The following is a 14,637-nucleotide window of genomic DNA, read 5'->3' as shown; positions in this document are numbered from 1 at the left end:
GGGGGCGGGCGCTTTCGTCAGGACGGCCGACGGACGTCCGTGTCCGGTGAGGGTCAGTCGCCGATCAGGGCGTCGACGAACGCCTCCGGCTCGAACGGCGCCAGATCGTCCGCGCCCTCTCCGAGGCCGACGAGCTTGACGGGGACGCCCAGCTCCCGCTGGACCGCGATGACGATGCCGCCCTTTGCGGTGCCGTCCAGCTTGGTGAGGACGATGCCGGTGATGTCGACGACCTCGGCGAAGACGCGGGCCTGGACCAGACCGTTCTGGCCGGTGGTGGCGTCGAGGACGAGCAGTACCTCGTCGAGCGGGGCGTGCTTCTCGACGACCCGCTTGACCTTGCCGAGCTCGTCCATGAGGCCGGTCTTGGTGTGCAGCCGGCCGGCGGTGTCGATCAGGACGACGTCGGCGCCCTCCTCGATGCCCTCCTTGACGGCGTCGAAGGCGATGGAGGCCGGGTCGCCGCCCTCCGGACCGCGCACCGTCCGGGCGCCGACGCGCTCGCCCCAGGTCTGGAGCTGGTCGGCGGCGGCGGCGCGGAAGGTGTCGGCGGCGCCCAGGACGACGTTCTTGCCGTCGGCGACGAGGACGCGGGCCAGCTTGCCGGTGGTGGTGGTCTTGCCGGTGCCGTTGACGCCGACGACCATCACGATGCCCGGCGTGTCGAGCGGCGAGTCGGTGTTGACCGCGCGGTCGAACTCGGGGACGAGGATCTTGAGCAGCTCCTCGCGCAGCAGGGAGCGCAGCTCGGCCGGGGTGCGGGTGCCGAGCACCCTGACACGCTCACGCAGCCGCTCGACCAGCTCCTGGGTGGGCTGGACGCCGACGTCGGCGGTGAGAAGGGTGTCCTCGATCTCCTCCCAGGTCTCGTCGTCGAGGTGCTCGCGCGACAGCAGGGTCAGCAGCCCCTTGCCGAGCGCGTTCTGCGAGCGGGAGAGCCGGGCGCGCAGCCGGACCAGCCGGCCGGCGGTCGGCTCCGGGACCTCGATCGCGGGAACCTCCACGACCGGGGGTTCCTCGACGGCGACGGGCGCCGTCGCCGTGGCGTCCGGGAGGTCCACCTCCTCGATCGTTCGGCGCGGTTCGTCGCGCGGGGTCTCGGCCTCGTCGCCGACGTGCGGCTCGGCCGGGGGCGCGGTGATGTCGGGTGCCGTGGGGGGCGCCGGGGGCAGCGGCTTCTTCCTGCGACTGCCGACGACGAGCCCGCCCAGCACGCCGAGCACGACCACGGCGATGACTACAGCAAGGATGACGATTTCCATAACGGGACCAGTATGCGCGACCACCCCCCGCCGCGTTCGGTCGCCGTACGGGGCCGCACCGGCCCGCCACACCCCTGGCTCCCTGACGATGCGTCAGCTAACGTCCGCCTCCACATCCGTCCGAAGGGGGTCGCCATGCCCGTCACGGTCGTCCGTTTCAACCTGGTCGAGCCCGGCGCCACGCGCGCCGCGCTGAGGGCCCGCTACCGGGCCGCCGTGGAGATGGCGGCGTACGCCGACGAGCAGGGCGTCAGCACCGTGCAGACGGAGGAGCACCACGGCGTCGAGAACAACTGGCTGCCGGCGCCGTTCGTGTTCGCGGGCGCGGTGTTCGGGGCGACGCGACGGATCACGGTGACCGTGTCGGCGGTGATCGGCCCGCTCCACGACCCGCTGCGGCTGGCCGAGGAGATCGCCGTCCTGGACCTGGTCAGCGGCGGGCGGCTGGTGACGGTGGCGGGCATCGGGTACCGGCCGGAGGAGTACGCCCAGTTCGACGTGGACTGGAAGAGCAGGGGGAGACTCCAGGACGAGGTGCTGGAGACCCTGCTGCGGGCATGGACCGGTGAGCCCTTCACCTACCGGGGGCGCACGGTCCGCGTCACTCCCCGGCCGGCCACCGAGCCGCATCCGCTGCTGCTGGTCGGCGGCTCGTCGAAGGCCGCGGCCCGGCGGGCGGCCCGGCTCGGGCTGCCCTTCTTCCCCAGCGCGCGCCTGCCGGAGCTGGAGGCGTACTACAAGGAGCGGCTCGTGGAGTACGGCACCGAGGGCTGGACGATGATGCCCGCGGCCGAGACTCCGCTGCTGCACGTGGCGGAGGACCCGGACCGGGCGTGGGCCGAGTACGGCGGGCACTTCCTGCACGAGGCGCGGACGTACGCCTCGTGGCAGTCGGCCGGGATCCGGTCGGCCGTGCGGTCGGGGGCGACGACGGTGGACGAGCTGCGCGCCGAGGGCGTGTACCGGATCGTCACGCCGGACGAGTGCGTGGCGCTGGGCCTCGACAGCTACGTCCTGCATCCGCTCGCGGGCGGGATGCCGGTGGAGGAGGGGTGGCGGGGGCTGCGGCTGTTCGCCGAGCGGGTGCTGCCCCGGCTGGGCGGCTGACCGTCGCAGCGGTGCGGGCACACCGGCGAGCGGCTGGCCGTCCGCCCGGTGCGGGTACAGCGCCTGGACGGCTGACCGTCGCAGCAGTGCGGGCACACCGTCTGGACCGCTGACCGTCCGCCGAGCACGGGCACACCGCCGCCCCGGTCCGCTCAGTGGTCGGGCCGGGGCGGCGGCGGGGTACGAGGAGCGGGGGCAGCGGGGACTTGGCCCTGCTCCTCGGGTTCGGGGGCCGGCGTCTCAGCCCATCTCCTCCAGCGACTTGCCCTTCGTCTCCTTGACGAACTTCAGGACGAAGGGGATGGAGAGCGCGGCGAACACCGTGTAGATCACGTAGGTCACGGAGAGGTTCCAGTCGGCCAGGGACGGGAAGCTCGCGGTGATGGCCCAGTTGGCGATCCACTGCGCGGAGGCGGCCACGCCCAGGGCGGCGGCGCGGATCCTGTTCGGGAACATCTCGCCGAGCATGACCCAGACGACCACGCCCCACGACAGGGCGAAGAACAGGACGAAGACATGGGCGGCGATCAGGGCGACCCAGCCCTGGGTCGCCGGGAGCCTGCCGTCGACGAGGTCGTAGGAGAAGGCCCAGGCCTCCAGGGCGAGGCCGAGGACCATGCCGACGGAGCCGATGAGGGCGAGCGGCTTGCGGCCGACGCGGTCCACGAAGATCATCGCGATGACCGTGCCGACGATGTTGATGATCGACGTCGTGAAGGAGTAGAAGAACGACTCGGTCGGGTCGACACCCACGGACTGCCACAGCGTCGCGGAGTAGTAGAAGGCGACGTTGATGCCGACGAACTGCTGGAACACCGACAGGCCGATACCGATCCACACGATCGGCTTGAACAGCAGGCTGCCGCCGAGCAGGTCCTTGAAGGACGACTTGTGCTCGCGCCGCATGGCCGACTCGATCTCGGCGACCCGCGCGTCCAGGTCGACGCCGTCGCCCTCGACCTCGGCGAGCACCTGACGGGCGCGCACGTGCTTCCCGACGGAGATCAGGAAGCGGGGGGACTCGGGGATGGCGAAGGAGAGCAGGCCGTAGAGGACGGCCGGGACGACCATGACGCCGAGCATGACCTGCCAGGCCTCCAGGCCCAGCAGCTCACCGCGCTGATCGCCGTCGGCCGCGTTGAGGATCCCCCAGTTGACCAGCTGGGACACGGCGATGCCGACGACGATCGCGGCCTGCTGGAAGGAGCCGAGCCGGCCACGGTAGGCGGGCGGGGCGACCTCGGCGATGTAGGCGGGGCCGATCACCGAGGCCATGCCGATGGCGAAGCCGCCGACGACGCGCCAGAAGGCGAGGTCCCACAGCGCGAAGGGCAGCGCGGAGCCGACGGCGCTGACCGTGAAGAGGGCCGCCGCGATCTGCATGCAGCGGATGCGGCCGATGCGGTCGGCTATGCGGCCGGCGGTGGCCGCGCCGACGGCACAGCCGATCAGCGCGATGGCGATCACCTGGGCCAGGGCCGTGGAGCCGACGTCGTAGCGGTCCCTGACGGCTTCGACGGCACCGTTGATCACGGCGCTGTCGTAGCCGAAGAGGAAACCGCCCATGGCGGCCGCCGCCGCGATGAAGATCACGTGCGAGAGGTGCTCGGGATGGGTTGCCCGGGCTCCTGTCGTGGATGCCTGCGCTGTGCTGGTCACGTGGGGGGACCTTCCGCTCTGAAGGTAAGAACAACGTTGCAGAGACTATGCCTTCAAGTTTCGAAGTCAAGACGGGGTCGAAGGACGAAAACTATCCACAGGAAGGCAGTCGACCCGAAGATCGAGTTCAAGTATTGAAGAAATGGCAACCGTGGCAGCAGAGTTAGGGGCCCGAGGCAACCACGCGCTCGGACCCCGTCTACCCCGACTCGAAAACGGTTAACGCAGCCGCTGGCTGATGACTTTCGACACACCGTCGCCCTGCATCGACACGCCGTACAGCGCGTCGGCGACCTCCATCGTCCGCTTCTGGTGCGTGATCACGATGAGCTGGGACGCCTCCTGCAGCTCCTGCATGATGCGGATCAGCCGCTGGAGGTTGGTGTCGTCGAGCGCCGCCTCGACCTCGTCCATCACATAGAACGGGCTGGGCCGCGCCTTGAAGATCGACACCAGCATGGCGACGGCGGTCAGCGAGCGTTCGCCGCCGGAGAGCAGCGACAGCCGCTTGACCTTTTTGCCCGGCGGGCGGGCCTCGACGTCGACGCCGGTGGTGAGCATGTTGTCGGGATCGGTGAGGACCAGCCGCCCCTCGCCACCCGGGAAGAGCCGGCTGAAGACCCCTTCGAACTCCCGCGCGGTGTCCCAGTAGGCCTCGGTGAAGACCTGCTCGACCCGCTCGTCGACCTCCTTCACCACCTGGAGCAGGTCGGCGCGGGTCTTCTTCAGGTCGTCCAGTTGCTCGCTGAGGAACTGGTGCCGTTCCTCCAGGGCCGCGAACTCCTCCAGCGCCAGCGGATTGACCTTGCCGAGTTGCTGGTACGCCCGCTCGGCCGCCCTGAGCCGCTTCTCCTGCTCGGCGCGGTGGAACGTCCTGGGCTGGTTGCGGGGGTGCTCCGGGTCCTCGGGCAGCACCTCGCCCTCGGCGGGCGGTGACGGGGGTACGGGCTGGTCGGGGCCGTACTCCGCGACCAGGCCCTCCGGTTCGACGCCCAGCTCCTCCAGCGCCTTGGCCTCCAGCTGCTCTATCCGCAGCCGCTTCTCCGCGCCGAGCACCTCGCCCCGGTGCACCGAGTCCGTCAGCTTGTCCAGCTCTGCCTTGAGATCGCGCCCCTCGGTGCGCGCCCGCGCCAGCTCCTGCTCCCGGCGTGCCTTGGCGGCGTCGGCGGCGGCACGTTCCTGCCCGGCGCGGACCAGGGAGACCTCGACGTGAGCGAGCAGCTGCCGGGCGCCGGAGGCGACGGCCTCGGCGACGGCCGCCTCGTGCCGCAGCCGCGCCCTGCGCTCCTCGGCCCTGGCCCGCGCCTCCCGTTCGGCGCGCGCGGCCCGGTCCAGCGAGTCGGCCCGCCCGGCCAGCCCCTTGACCCGCTCCTCGTGCGTGCGCACCTGGAGCCGGGCCTCCATCTCGGTCTGCCGCGCGTTGGCCCCGTCCGCCGCGAGCCGGTCCCGTACGGAGGTGTCGGGCTCCTCCTCGACCGGCATCTCCTCGGCCACGGCCAGCCGCTCGGCCAGCTCCTCGGCCTCCTCGACGGCCCTGTCGAGCGCCTCCTGGGCCCGCGCCGCCGCGGCGGTGGACCGCTCGGCCTCTCCCGCGGCGCCCCGCGCCTGCCCGGCGAGCCGGCCGAGCCGCTGGGCCACCGCGGACTTCTCCCGCTCGGCCGCCCGGCGCCGCTCCCCCAGCTCTTCCACGAGCGCGGCCCGCTCCCGGCGTGTGGCGACCGCCGCCTGCTGCGCCTCGGCCAGCTCCTCGCACCGTACGGCCAGCTCCTCCAGCTCCGCAGCCGCCTCGTCGACTGAGGCCTGCACCTCCAGGAGGCTGGGTGCGCCCGCGGAACCGCCGTGCGCGAAGTGGGCGCCGAGCAGGTCGCCCTCGGCGGTGACGGCGGTGAGGTCGGGGCGGGCGTAGACCAGGTCCTCGGCGTCCTCCAGGGTGCCGACCACCACGATGCCGTGGAGCAGGCGGCGCACGGCGGGCATGAGGTCGCCGGGGCCCCGGACCAGGTCGGTGGCGAAGTGGCCGCAGGGGGGTGCCGCGAGTGCGCCGGGGCCGTGGTCCGCGGGTGCGGTGCGACCGTGCGGGCCGGTCTCCTCTCTCCGGGGGGCTCCGGGGTCCTCCGGCGCTCCCGCCAGCAGCAGGGAGGCCCGGCCGGCGTCCTGTTTGCGGAGCAGCCGGATGGCCTCGGCGGCGGACGCGGGGCTGGTCACGGCGATCGCGTCGGCCGCCGCGCCGAACGCGGCCGCCAGGGCGACCTCGTGGCCGGGCGTGACCGTCAGCAGTTCCGCGGCCGGGCCCAGCAGGCCGCCGAGCCGGTCCTTCGCGGCCAGCAGGGCGCCCGTGCCGTCCTTGCGGCGCAGGCCCAGGGCGAGGGCCTCGTGGCGGGCCTGGGTGGCGGCGCGGCGGCGCTCGGCGGTGGTGGTCGCCTCGCGGGCGGCGGTGAGGGCGGACTCCGCGTCGGCGAGGGCGCGCTTGGCGGCCTCGTGCCGTTCGGCCAGCTCGCTGTCGTCGGCGTCGAGGCCGTCGACCTCGGCCTTCAGCGCCTCGTACTCCTCCTGCGCGGCGACGGCACGGTCCTGGGCCTCGTCGCGGGCGGCGGCGAGCCGGTCGATCTCGGCGCGTGCGGAGGCGGCGCGGGAGCGGGCGGCGTTGACCTGGCCGCCGAGGCGGGCGAGGCTCTCCCGGCGGTCGGCGATGGAGCGGGCGACGTCCTTCAGGCGCCGCTCCTCCAGGGCCAGCTCACGCTCCAGGTCGGCCCGGTGGGCGACCGTGTCCTCCAGGGCCCGTTCGGCGGCTTCGAGGGCCGCTTCGAGCTCGGCCTCCTGCTCCCGGATCCGGGCGGCCTCGCGTTCCATGTCCTCGGGGTCGCGGCCGCGCCGCTCCTCGGGCGGGGCGGAGGTGGCGCTCTTGACGCGGGCGTCGGCGAGGGAGATCGTGCCGCGCACCCGCTCGGCGAGCTGCGACAGCTCGTACCAGGTCTCCTGCGCCCGCTGGAGGCGCGGGGTGAGCCGGCGCACCTCGTCCTCCAGGACCGCCTCGCGCTGGAGCGCCTTCTTCAGCTCCGTCTCGGCGGCCTCCTTGCGCTGCTTGAGCGCGGCCTCGTCGGCGATCTCGTTGCTGAGCGCCTGGCGCAGCCGGACGAGGTCGTCGGCGAGGAGGCGCAGGCGGGCGTCGCGGAGGTCGGCCTGGATGACGGCGGCGCGACGGGCGACCGCGGCCTGGCGGCCGAGGGGCTTGAGCTGGCGGCGGAGTTCGTCGGTGAGGTCCTGGACGCGGGCCAGGTTGGCCTGCATGGCGTCCAGCTTCCGCAGCGCCTTCTCCTTGCGCTTGCGGTGCTTGAGGACGCCGGCGGCCTCCTCGATGAAGGCACGGCGGCCCATGGGGTCGGCGTGCAGCACGGAGTCGAGCTGGCCCTGGCCGACGATGACGTGCATCTCGCGGCCGATGCCGGAGTCGGACAGGAGTTCCTGGATGTCGAGGAGGCGGCACGTGTCGCCGTTGATCTGGTACTCGCTGCCGCCGTTGCGGAACATGATCCGCGTGATGGTGACCTCGGAGTACTCGATGGGGAGGGCGCCGTCGGAGTTGTCGATGGTCAGGGACACCTCGGCGCGGCCGAGCGGGGGACGGCCGGTGGTGCCGGCGAAGATGACGTCCTCCATCTTGCCGCCGCGCAGCGACTTCGCGCCCTGCTCGCCCATGACCCAGCTGAGCGCGTCCACGACGTTGGACTTGCCCGAACCGTTCGGCCCGACGACGCAGGTGATGCCCGGCTCGAACCGGAGCGTGGTGGCCGAGGCGAACGACTTGAACCCGCGGAGGGTCAGGGCCTTGAGGTGCACGGCGCTGGACTTTACCTCTCGGCCTTGTCTCACTCCATGAGCGCGCGGTTTCGCCCATGAACACGCAGGGCACATCAGACGTTAAGAGGGTGGGATGACGGTGAAGCGCCGGGGAAGAAAGAAGGGACGCCTCAGGAAGGCGTCCCTTGCGGATCTGACAACTCGGTGGTGGACACAGGCGGTCCGACCACTGCTGTCGTAGTGGTGCGATGATGCGATGCGTGATCAGGTGAGCGCAGGCTCCGCCTGGTGTGCGTCGATGCTCTCCATAAGCGAGTCGTGAGAAGCGGCAGCCGTCAGTGCGTCGTTCTCGGCCTGGATCCGTACGAGCTCGGATTCCAGGTCCTGGACACGCTGCTGGAGCCGTCGCATCTCGGCGAGGAGTCGCGGGTCGGAGCCGCCGACGTAACCGAGAAGCGCCTTTGCCATGATGGATGGTCCTCCACAATGAGTGACCGACCGAAGCGGTGTGGGTCGTGAGGGATTCGCACCCGTGGTGCTTGGCACTGTTGAGTTTTTGCTGCCGTTCTCCATGCCAAACAGCTAAGGTGCGCGCGGCTTTCAGCGTCTCACCAAAAAGTTTGACGGTCAACACGATCACGCCCCGTATTGGCGGCCACCCCGGTGGCGCGCGGCCCCTGAACGGGCGGCGCTGCAGCGTTTCCGGGGCCCCTCCTGACCGTACGGGCCGAAGGATCAGGGCTGTCGCGGAGCTTGCCATGACGGCTCCGTGTTGGCAACCACCTGCACATTTCTGTTCTGTACATGCACCTGGCATATGCCCCTGGCGCACCTGATCCCTCAGGATCCGCTCTGCTCGCGGTCGGCGTCAGCGAACGGTGAAGCCGTCGTAGCCACCGCGGGGTGTGTCCCAGATCTCGGTGACACCGTCCACGCGCCCGGGCGTGTCGTCACTCTGGAGCCACTCCAGCAGCCCTTGACACGCCCCCCGGGGGCCCTCGGCGACCACCTGCACCCGGCCGTCGGCCAAATTGAGAGCAAAACCACTCAGGCCCCCGATCTCCAGGGCCCTGGCCCGGGTGAACCAGCGGAAACCCACACCTTGCACCCGTCCACGCACCCAGGCGACCAGTCGCACATCCTCGCTCATGGGTGCACGCTAACGGGCCAATGTCTCCCGGGTCTCTCCCTCCCCTGGCGCCATGCTGTACCGTCCCCACCCAATGAATCTCATATGAAACTCACTCCTTCGTGTGGGATTCGTGAAGACGGCGATCACAACGTTGACGGCACCCCCCAACGTTGACGCAGGGACACCGCAAGGACGAGGAAGGCCAGAACATGGGACGCCACCGACGCTCCGCCGCCGGCCGCGCCGCCAGGGGCCGCGCCACCGGGGTCACGAACTCGCGCTTCACCACCGAGGAGCCGCACTACGGGCCCGAGAACCTCTACGGGTTCGCCGAGTTCCTGGAGGCCGACGCGCAGGCCGCGTCGCGCGGGGGCGGTTCGCGTCGTCGTAAGAAGAAGGCCGCGACGCCCGTGAAGACGGGCCTGCTCGGCGTCTCCGCGGCCGTCGCGATCGGTACCGCCGCGGTGGCCACCGGGGTCCTGCCGGGCGGCGACAAGTACACCGTCAGCGGTGGCAGCACCCCCGACGCCGTGGTGCCCGCCGGCTCGCCCACGGGCGCACCCGCCCAGCAGGGCGGCACGGACGGTGCCGCGCAGCAGCAGCGCGAGGACCAGTCCACGAGCCGCGACGCCCAGCGCGAGGCCTCCCCGTCGGCGACTCCGGCCCCGTCGAAGACACCGTCCGAGAAGCCGGAGAAGAAGCCGGAGAAGGAGACGGGCTCCAATAAGACGAAGGAGCCGTCCGCCAAGCCGCCGAAGCAGAAGGAGGAGAAGACCACTCCTCCGGGGCAGATCTCTGCGGAGGCGCAGGCCGAGGCGGCCGTCCTCCAGCTGGTCAACGAGGAGCGGGCGAAGGCCGGCTGCAACCCGGTCGCGGCGGACAGCTCGCTGGCGAAGCTGGCCGAGGTGTTCAGCGAGGACATGGCCCTGCGCAGCTTCTTCGACCACACCGACCCCGACGGCAAGGACCCCTGGGACCGGGCCGCCGCCCTCGGGATCACCGGTCTCGGCGGCGAGAACATAGCCCGCGGCCAGGCCACCGCCGAGGCGGTCATGGAGGCCTGGATGAACAGCCCCGGCCACCGCGCGAACATCCTGAACTGCGACTTCAAGACCCTGGGCGTGGGAGTGCACCTGGGCGACGGCGGCCCTTGGTGGACGCAGGACTTCGGCTACTGAGACAGCCGCAGGTCAGACGGCCAAGCACCCTCCTGGGCCGTGCCGGGGCCGTCGGTCGCCGGTTCGTCGTCCGCGAAGACGCGATCCACGGCGGCCCGGGTCCGGGTCCCGCTCGACGGCATCAGGTGTGTGCACGTCCACAGCGTGAAGCCGGGGTCATGGTGGCCCAGGTATTCAGTGAGAGCCTTGATGCTCTCCCCCGCGTCCAGCAGCACCGAAGCGTAGAAGTGCCGCAGCGCGTGCATGCCGTTGTCCCGCCCGGTCTCGACACCCGCTGCCCGAAGCGCTGGCCGCCATACGCGGTCGTTGAAGCGCTTCCGGTCCAGCGGCAGCCCCGTGGGACTGGTGAAGACCAGGGATGCCGTCACCGGAGGACCGTCCAAGGTCTTCCAGGGCAGCGTGACCTTAACGGCCGGGTGGCGCTGAAGGTGACCGGCCAGCGCGAGCTCGACGGACTCGGGCAGAGGAACGTCACGCTCCTTGCCACCCTTCGGCGGAGCGAACACCGGCCGGGACAGTCGCAGCAGCTTGACCTGCCGCAGGACGTGCACCACTCCCCCGAGAAAATCCACGTCTTCCACCGCCAGGCCGAACGCCTCACCTTGACGCAGACCGCACCCGGCCGCGAGGTTGACCAGGGCCTGGTAGCGGTCGGGCAGCGCCGAGTGCACCGCCTTGATGCGTTCGGCAGGCCACGGCTTCACCTTGCACGGCTCCAGACGCGGAGCGCGAACGGACCGCCCGCTGCACGGGTTGGTCCGGATGATCCGGTCTTCCACGGCGGCGGTGAAGACCGTGGAGACGTGCGTGAAGATGCCACGCCGGCAACCGGCGGAGAGTCCTCGGTCCTCCAGCGTCCGCAGCCAGAGCCGCAGGTGCGACGGGGTGAACGACGCCAGAGGACGCGCCCCCAGGCGCGGAATCACGTGCAGCCGCAGACGGCTTTCCACGGACTCCCGGTTCAGCGGGTCCGTGATCTGCGTGGCCATCCACTACGTGGCGTACTTCTCGGACGTGACGTTGCCCGCGTCGGGATCCAGGTATTCACCACGCGACATGTCGGCCTCGATGTTGGCCAGCCAGTGTTCCGCCTTGCGCTCGCGCGGGGAGCTCCCATCCCGTCCACCGCCGCCCCAGGCACAGCCGAGCAGACGCGGCCCATGGCTTCCAGGTCGTTCGTACAGTGGCGCGCTCCACCTGGACGCCATGGACCGCGCCCGCTCCACGGTGTGTGGGTCGACGGCGGACGGGATGGGAGCTGGGGTGAGTGGTGGGCTGAGGGGATCGCCCCAGCGATTACCTCTGAAGTCATTGAGGCGTACGAAGCTCCTGGCTAGGTTCGCGTTCTGCCACCGGAACGAACGAAAGGGGCCGACGTGCCCGCATATGGGTTCGCGCACCTACGTGACCGTCGCCACCACCCGGACGTCCTTGAGTACCTCAAAAGGATCCAGGGCACCCTGGACCCCTTCCATGGCCGCTTTCTGATCCACGGCCCGCCGACTGCGGTGGTAGAAGGTAGCTGGCCGGGCAGCATGGTGCTGATTGAGTTCCCTGGCATGGCCGAGGCCCGCGCTTGGTACGAGTCCGCCGAGTATCAGAAGATCCTTCGGCTGCGGGCCGACCACATCAGCGGAGACCTCGTATTGGTCGAGGGAGTCGGTCCCGGGTACGACCCGCGTGAACGTGCGGAGAAGCTCCAGGCAGAGACGCCCCGACAACGCGCCTAATACGCTGCACGAGCGCTGTCAACCGCGCCCGCCTCTGCTGACACCAACGTCTGCCACCAACGAGCACGACACTGGCGGTCAGCTCTGAACTTCAACGAACCATTGGCCGAGGCGTAGCGCGGAGGGGCCGACGTAGACGTCACCCCGCGATCGACCTCGCAAGGATGAGGCCACATCTCAAAGCCTCTGTGCGGTACCGCAGAGAAGTACAGCAACCGCGCCAACCGCACTCAGCCGTCTCAAACCGTTGACAGCCGAGTGGCCAGGCCGGATGACCTCAGCGACCGCCCCGCCCGTAGTTCGCATCGAGGGGCAGTCAGACACAGGGCCTGACGGGGCGCCGCTCTCACCCGGGACGGCGCCCCGCTGGCTTGACTCGGCACTGAGACTGCGCCGACCTTGACGGGCCCAGCGCCTATCGAACGGATAACCGAAAACGATCTCGATGATTCCCTCTGCCTGCCTGGTGCGACACGATCTTGGCATGGATGAGGGAACTGCGGCATTGATGGCCGGACTTGCGGGGACTGTCGGCGCGGTAGCCGGCGCCATAGTGGGTGGCATAGCAGCCGTACGAGGCGCCCGCATCGGAGCAGAAAAGGCCGCCGAGACCGCCCGTCAGCAGGTTCAGGATCAGGCTTCGATCGACCATGAGCACTGGTTGAGACAGCAGCGCATTGAGGCGTACGGCGCGTTCCTCACGGCGTACGACGATTCAGCGTTGGTAGCCAGCCGCACAAGTACAAAGATCAGAGACATGGAGCCGGGCGACCCCAGGCCCGAGGACGACCTCAACGAACTGACGGCGGCTGCCCTCAGGCTTCGCCAAGTCCGGCAGCGCGTGAAGCTCGTGGGGCCCGAGCTCATCCATGCTCGCGCTACAGCACTAGAAGATGCCACACGCGACTACTACCTCGACCTCGACTGGGCGGCAGAGGCAAGGGAGTCCAGCGAACCCGATGCCGATTCGGCATTGGAGCAGGTGTATGCACAAATGCGAGCCATGGCAGACGCCCATGACATGTTCGTGCGGGCAATCGGCGCGCTCGTTGAGGGCGGGCATGCACTGCGGCAGTGACCAGAGACGCTTCCCCAACGGATCGGTCCGTCCCGGGGCCGTCCGAGGGCGCCCGACGACGACCAACGCCGACAACCACCGACAGCTAAGTCGCAGGTCGCAGCATTGTTCGTCAACAAGCCCGCAGGTCAGAAACCCGGCCCACCACTTCTTCGGCTACCGAGCCGGTCCCGCGGGGCCCGTCCGGGCCCCGTCTCCGCGCCTCGGCGTGCCTCACCACCCACCGCACGAGCGCTAACCATGGGTTAGTGCAACCTTATGGTTAGCGCTGTTGGGGAGTACTCTCGGGGTATGGAATCAGCCGCGCAGACCGCCGTGACGCCCGCGCAGGCCACCGCGGAGGCGGACGACCAGGCCTTCGACGACCTGGCTTTCGACGTCTTCGCCAGGAACTGTCCCTCCCGGGGCACCCTGGAGCACGTCACCGGCCGCTGGGGCGCGCTCACGCTGGGCGCGCTGCACGAGGGCTCGCTGCGCTTCAACGAGCTGCGGCGGCGCGTGGACGGGGTCAGCGAGAAGATGCTCTCCCAGACCCTGCACGCGCTGGAGCGCGACGGTCTGGTCCACCGTGAGGCCCAGCCCACGAACCCGCCGCGCGTCGACTACACGCTCACCCCGCTCGGCCGCGAGGTCTCCGAGCGGCTGCTCTCCCTCATCGTCTGCGTGGAGGAGCGCATGGAGGACGTGCTGCGGGCGCGGGCGCGCTACGACGAGGCACGCGGGGCCCGCTGACACGTCGGGCAGAAGTAGCTGGAGCGGTTCATCCAGGGGCGCCGCCGCATGGGGGTGCCACAGCGGCGGCAGGGCAGCCCCTCACGCCCGTACGCGTCCAGGGAGCGGTCGAAGTACCCCGACTCGCCGTTGACGTTGACGTAGAGGCTGTCGAAGCTCGTGCCGCCCACCGACAGGGCCGCGTTCATCACGTCCCGGATGTGGCCCAGGAGTTCGGTCGTGCGGGGGCGGGTGAGGCCGGCGGTCGGGCGTTCGTAGTGGATGCGCGCGCGCCACAGTGCCTCGTCGGCATAGATGTTGCCGACCCCGCTGATCAACGACTGGTCGAGCAGGGCCCGTTTGATGGTGGTGCGCTTGCGGCGCAGCGCCTGGTGGAACGCCTCGTCGTCGAACAGCGGGTCCAGCGGGTCGCGGGCGATGTGCGCGATGACGTCCGGCAGGCCGTCAGGGGTGGTGTCGTGCAACGACAGGCCGCCGAAGGTGCGTTGGTCGACGAAGCGGAGTTCGGTGCCCAGGTCGTCGGCGAAGCGGATCCTGATCCTGAGGTGCTTCTCGTCGGGGGCGTCGTGCGGTTGCACGAGCAGCTGGCCGCTCATCCCGAGGTGGGCGAGGACGGCGGTCCCGGTGTCCGCCACCGGCAGCCACAGGTACTTGCCCCGCCGGCTCGGGTCGCCGATGCGGTGACCCTTGAGCCGGTGCGCGAAGTCCTCGGGGCCGGCCAGGTGCCGCCGGATCGCCCGCGGGTGCAACACCTCGACGTCGGCGACGGTGCGTTGGGCGACCCACCGCTGCAGCCCCCGACGGACGACCTCGACCTCGGGCAGTTCTGGCACGGGGTCCTCCGGAGGTTCGCCGAGGGGGTGGGGGGTGGTGGATGTCGAGGGGCGGCTGCGCGTGCTTCGCGGCGACCAGCCCGACGCAGGGCGGCGCAGGGCGGCGGGCGACGGCGTACGGAAGCCGC

The 14,637-nt window shown here is 70.6% G+C and carries 12 protein-coding genes; 5 read left to right on the top strand and 7 right to left on the bottom strand.

Features of this window, described 5'->3' with window-relative positions:
• Positions 1 to 53: 53 nt before the first annotated feature.
• Positions 54 to 1,262: a signal recognition particle-docking protein FtsY gene (gene ftsY / locus GSY65_RS26810; RefSeq protein WP_159773439.1), complete on the bottom strand. Its 1,209-nt coding sequence runs from the start codon at positions 1,260 to 1,262 to the stop codon at positions 54 to 56.
• A gap of 135 nt (positions 1,263 to 1,397) precedes the next feature.
• Between ftsY and GSY65_RS26805 the strand changes: the two genes are divergently transcribed.
• A complete protein-coding gene (locus tag GSY65_RS26805) occupies positions 1,398 to 2,369 on the top strand; it encodes an LLM class flavin-dependent oxidoreductase (protein WP_159773437.1) in 972 nt (323 codons plus the stop codon).
• Positions 2,370 to 2,609: 240 nt separating this feature from the next.
• Here the strand turns inward: GSY65_RS26805 and GSY65_RS26800 are convergent, their stop codons facing one another.
• From GSY65_RS26800 to GSY65_RS26785, 4 genes are all read right to left on the bottom strand, one after another.
• On the bottom strand, positions 2,610 to 4,028 hold the full coding sequence (locus tag GSY65_RS26800) for a sugar porter family MFS transporter (protein WP_159773435.1): 1,419 nt from the start codon (positions 4,026 to 4,028) through the stop codon (positions 2,610 to 2,612).
• Between the two features lie 219 nt (positions 4,029 to 4,247).
• Positions 4,248 to 7,865, bottom strand: a complete 3,618-nt coding sequence (gene smc, locus GSY65_RS26795) for a chromosome segregation protein SMC (RefSeq protein WP_159773433.1) — start codon at positions 7,863 to 7,865, stop codon at positions 4,248 to 4,250.
• A 225-nt stretch (positions 7,866 to 8,090) separates the two neighbouring features.
• Complete coding sequence (locus GSY65_RS26790) at positions 8,091 to 8,294, bottom strand: hypothetical protein (protein WP_009327638.1); 204 nt, start codon at positions 8,292 to 8,294, stop codon at positions 8,091 to 8,093.
• Positions 8,295 to 8,694: 400 nt separating this feature from the next.
• A complete protein-coding gene (locus GSY65_RS26785) occupies positions 8,695 to 8,976 on the bottom strand; it encodes an acylphosphatase (RefSeq protein WP_159773431.1) in 282 nt (93 codons plus the stop codon).
• 191 nt (positions 8,977 to 9,167) lie between these two features.
• Between GSY65_RS26785 and GSY65_RS26780 the strand changes: the two genes are divergently transcribed.
• Positions 9,168 to 10,136, top strand: a complete 969-nt coding sequence (locus GSY65_RS26780) for a CAP domain-containing protein (protein ID WP_159773429.1) — start codon at positions 9,168 to 9,170, stop codon at positions 10,134 to 10,136.
• Here GSY65_RS26780 and GSY65_RS26775 read toward each other — a convergent pair.
• The gene (locus GSY65_RS26775; protein ID WP_236580069.1) at positions 10,130 to 11,125 is read right to left on the bottom strand and encodes a site-specific integrase; all 996 of its coding nucleotides are present in this window, start codon (positions 11,123 to 11,125) and stop codon (positions 10,130 to 10,132) included. The genes GSY65_RS26780 and GSY65_RS26775 overlap by 7 nt on opposite strands.
• Before the next feature lie 387 nt (positions 11,126 to 11,512).
• On the opposite strand from GSY65_RS26775, the gene GSY65_RS26770 reads away from it, so the two are divergent.
• The 3 genes from GSY65_RS26770 to GSY65_RS26760 all read left to right on the top strand — a co-directional run bounded on the left by GSY65_RS26770 (position 11,513) and on the right by GSY65_RS26760 (position 13,676).
• A complete protein-coding gene (locus GSY65_RS26770; RefSeq protein ID WP_159773427.1) occupies positions 11,513 to 11,866 on the top strand; it encodes a DUF1330 domain-containing protein in 354 nt (117 codons plus the stop codon).
• A gap of 484 nt (positions 11,867 to 12,350) precedes the next feature.
• Positions 12,351 to 12,944 (top strand): hypothetical protein, encoded by a 594-nt coding sequence (locus GSY65_RS26765; RefSeq protein ID WP_159773425.1) that lies wholly within the window; start codon positions 12,351 to 12,353, stop codon positions 12,942 to 12,944.
• Between the two features lie 291 nt (positions 12,945 to 13,235).
• On the top strand, positions 13,236 to 13,676 hold the full coding sequence (locus GSY65_RS26760; RefSeq protein WP_159773423.1) for a winged helix-turn-helix transcriptional regulator: 441 nt from the start codon (positions 13,236 to 13,238) through the stop codon (positions 13,674 to 13,676).
• On the opposite strand, the gene mutM is transcribed toward GSY65_RS26760, so the two are convergent.
• Positions 13,649 to 14,509, bottom strand: coding sequence for a bifunctional DNA-formamidopyrimidine glycosylase/DNA-(apurinic or apyrimidinic site) lyase (gene mutM, locus GSY65_RS26755; protein ID WP_159773421.1), 861 nt, complete (start codon positions 14,507 to 14,509; stop codon positions 13,649 to 13,651). The genes GSY65_RS26760 and mutM overlap by 28 nt on opposite strands.
• Between the last annotated feature and the right edge of the window lie 128 nt (positions 14,510 to 14,637).

The organism is Streptomyces sp. HM190, assembly GCF_009857135.1.
Taxonomy (GTDB): Bacteria; Actinomycetota; Actinomycetes; order Streptomycetales; family Streptomycetaceae; genus Streptomyces; species Streptomyces heilongjiangensis.
The sequence above is the reverse complement of the archived record's forward strand: the minus strand, read 5'-3'. Positions and strand labels throughout refer to the sequence as shown.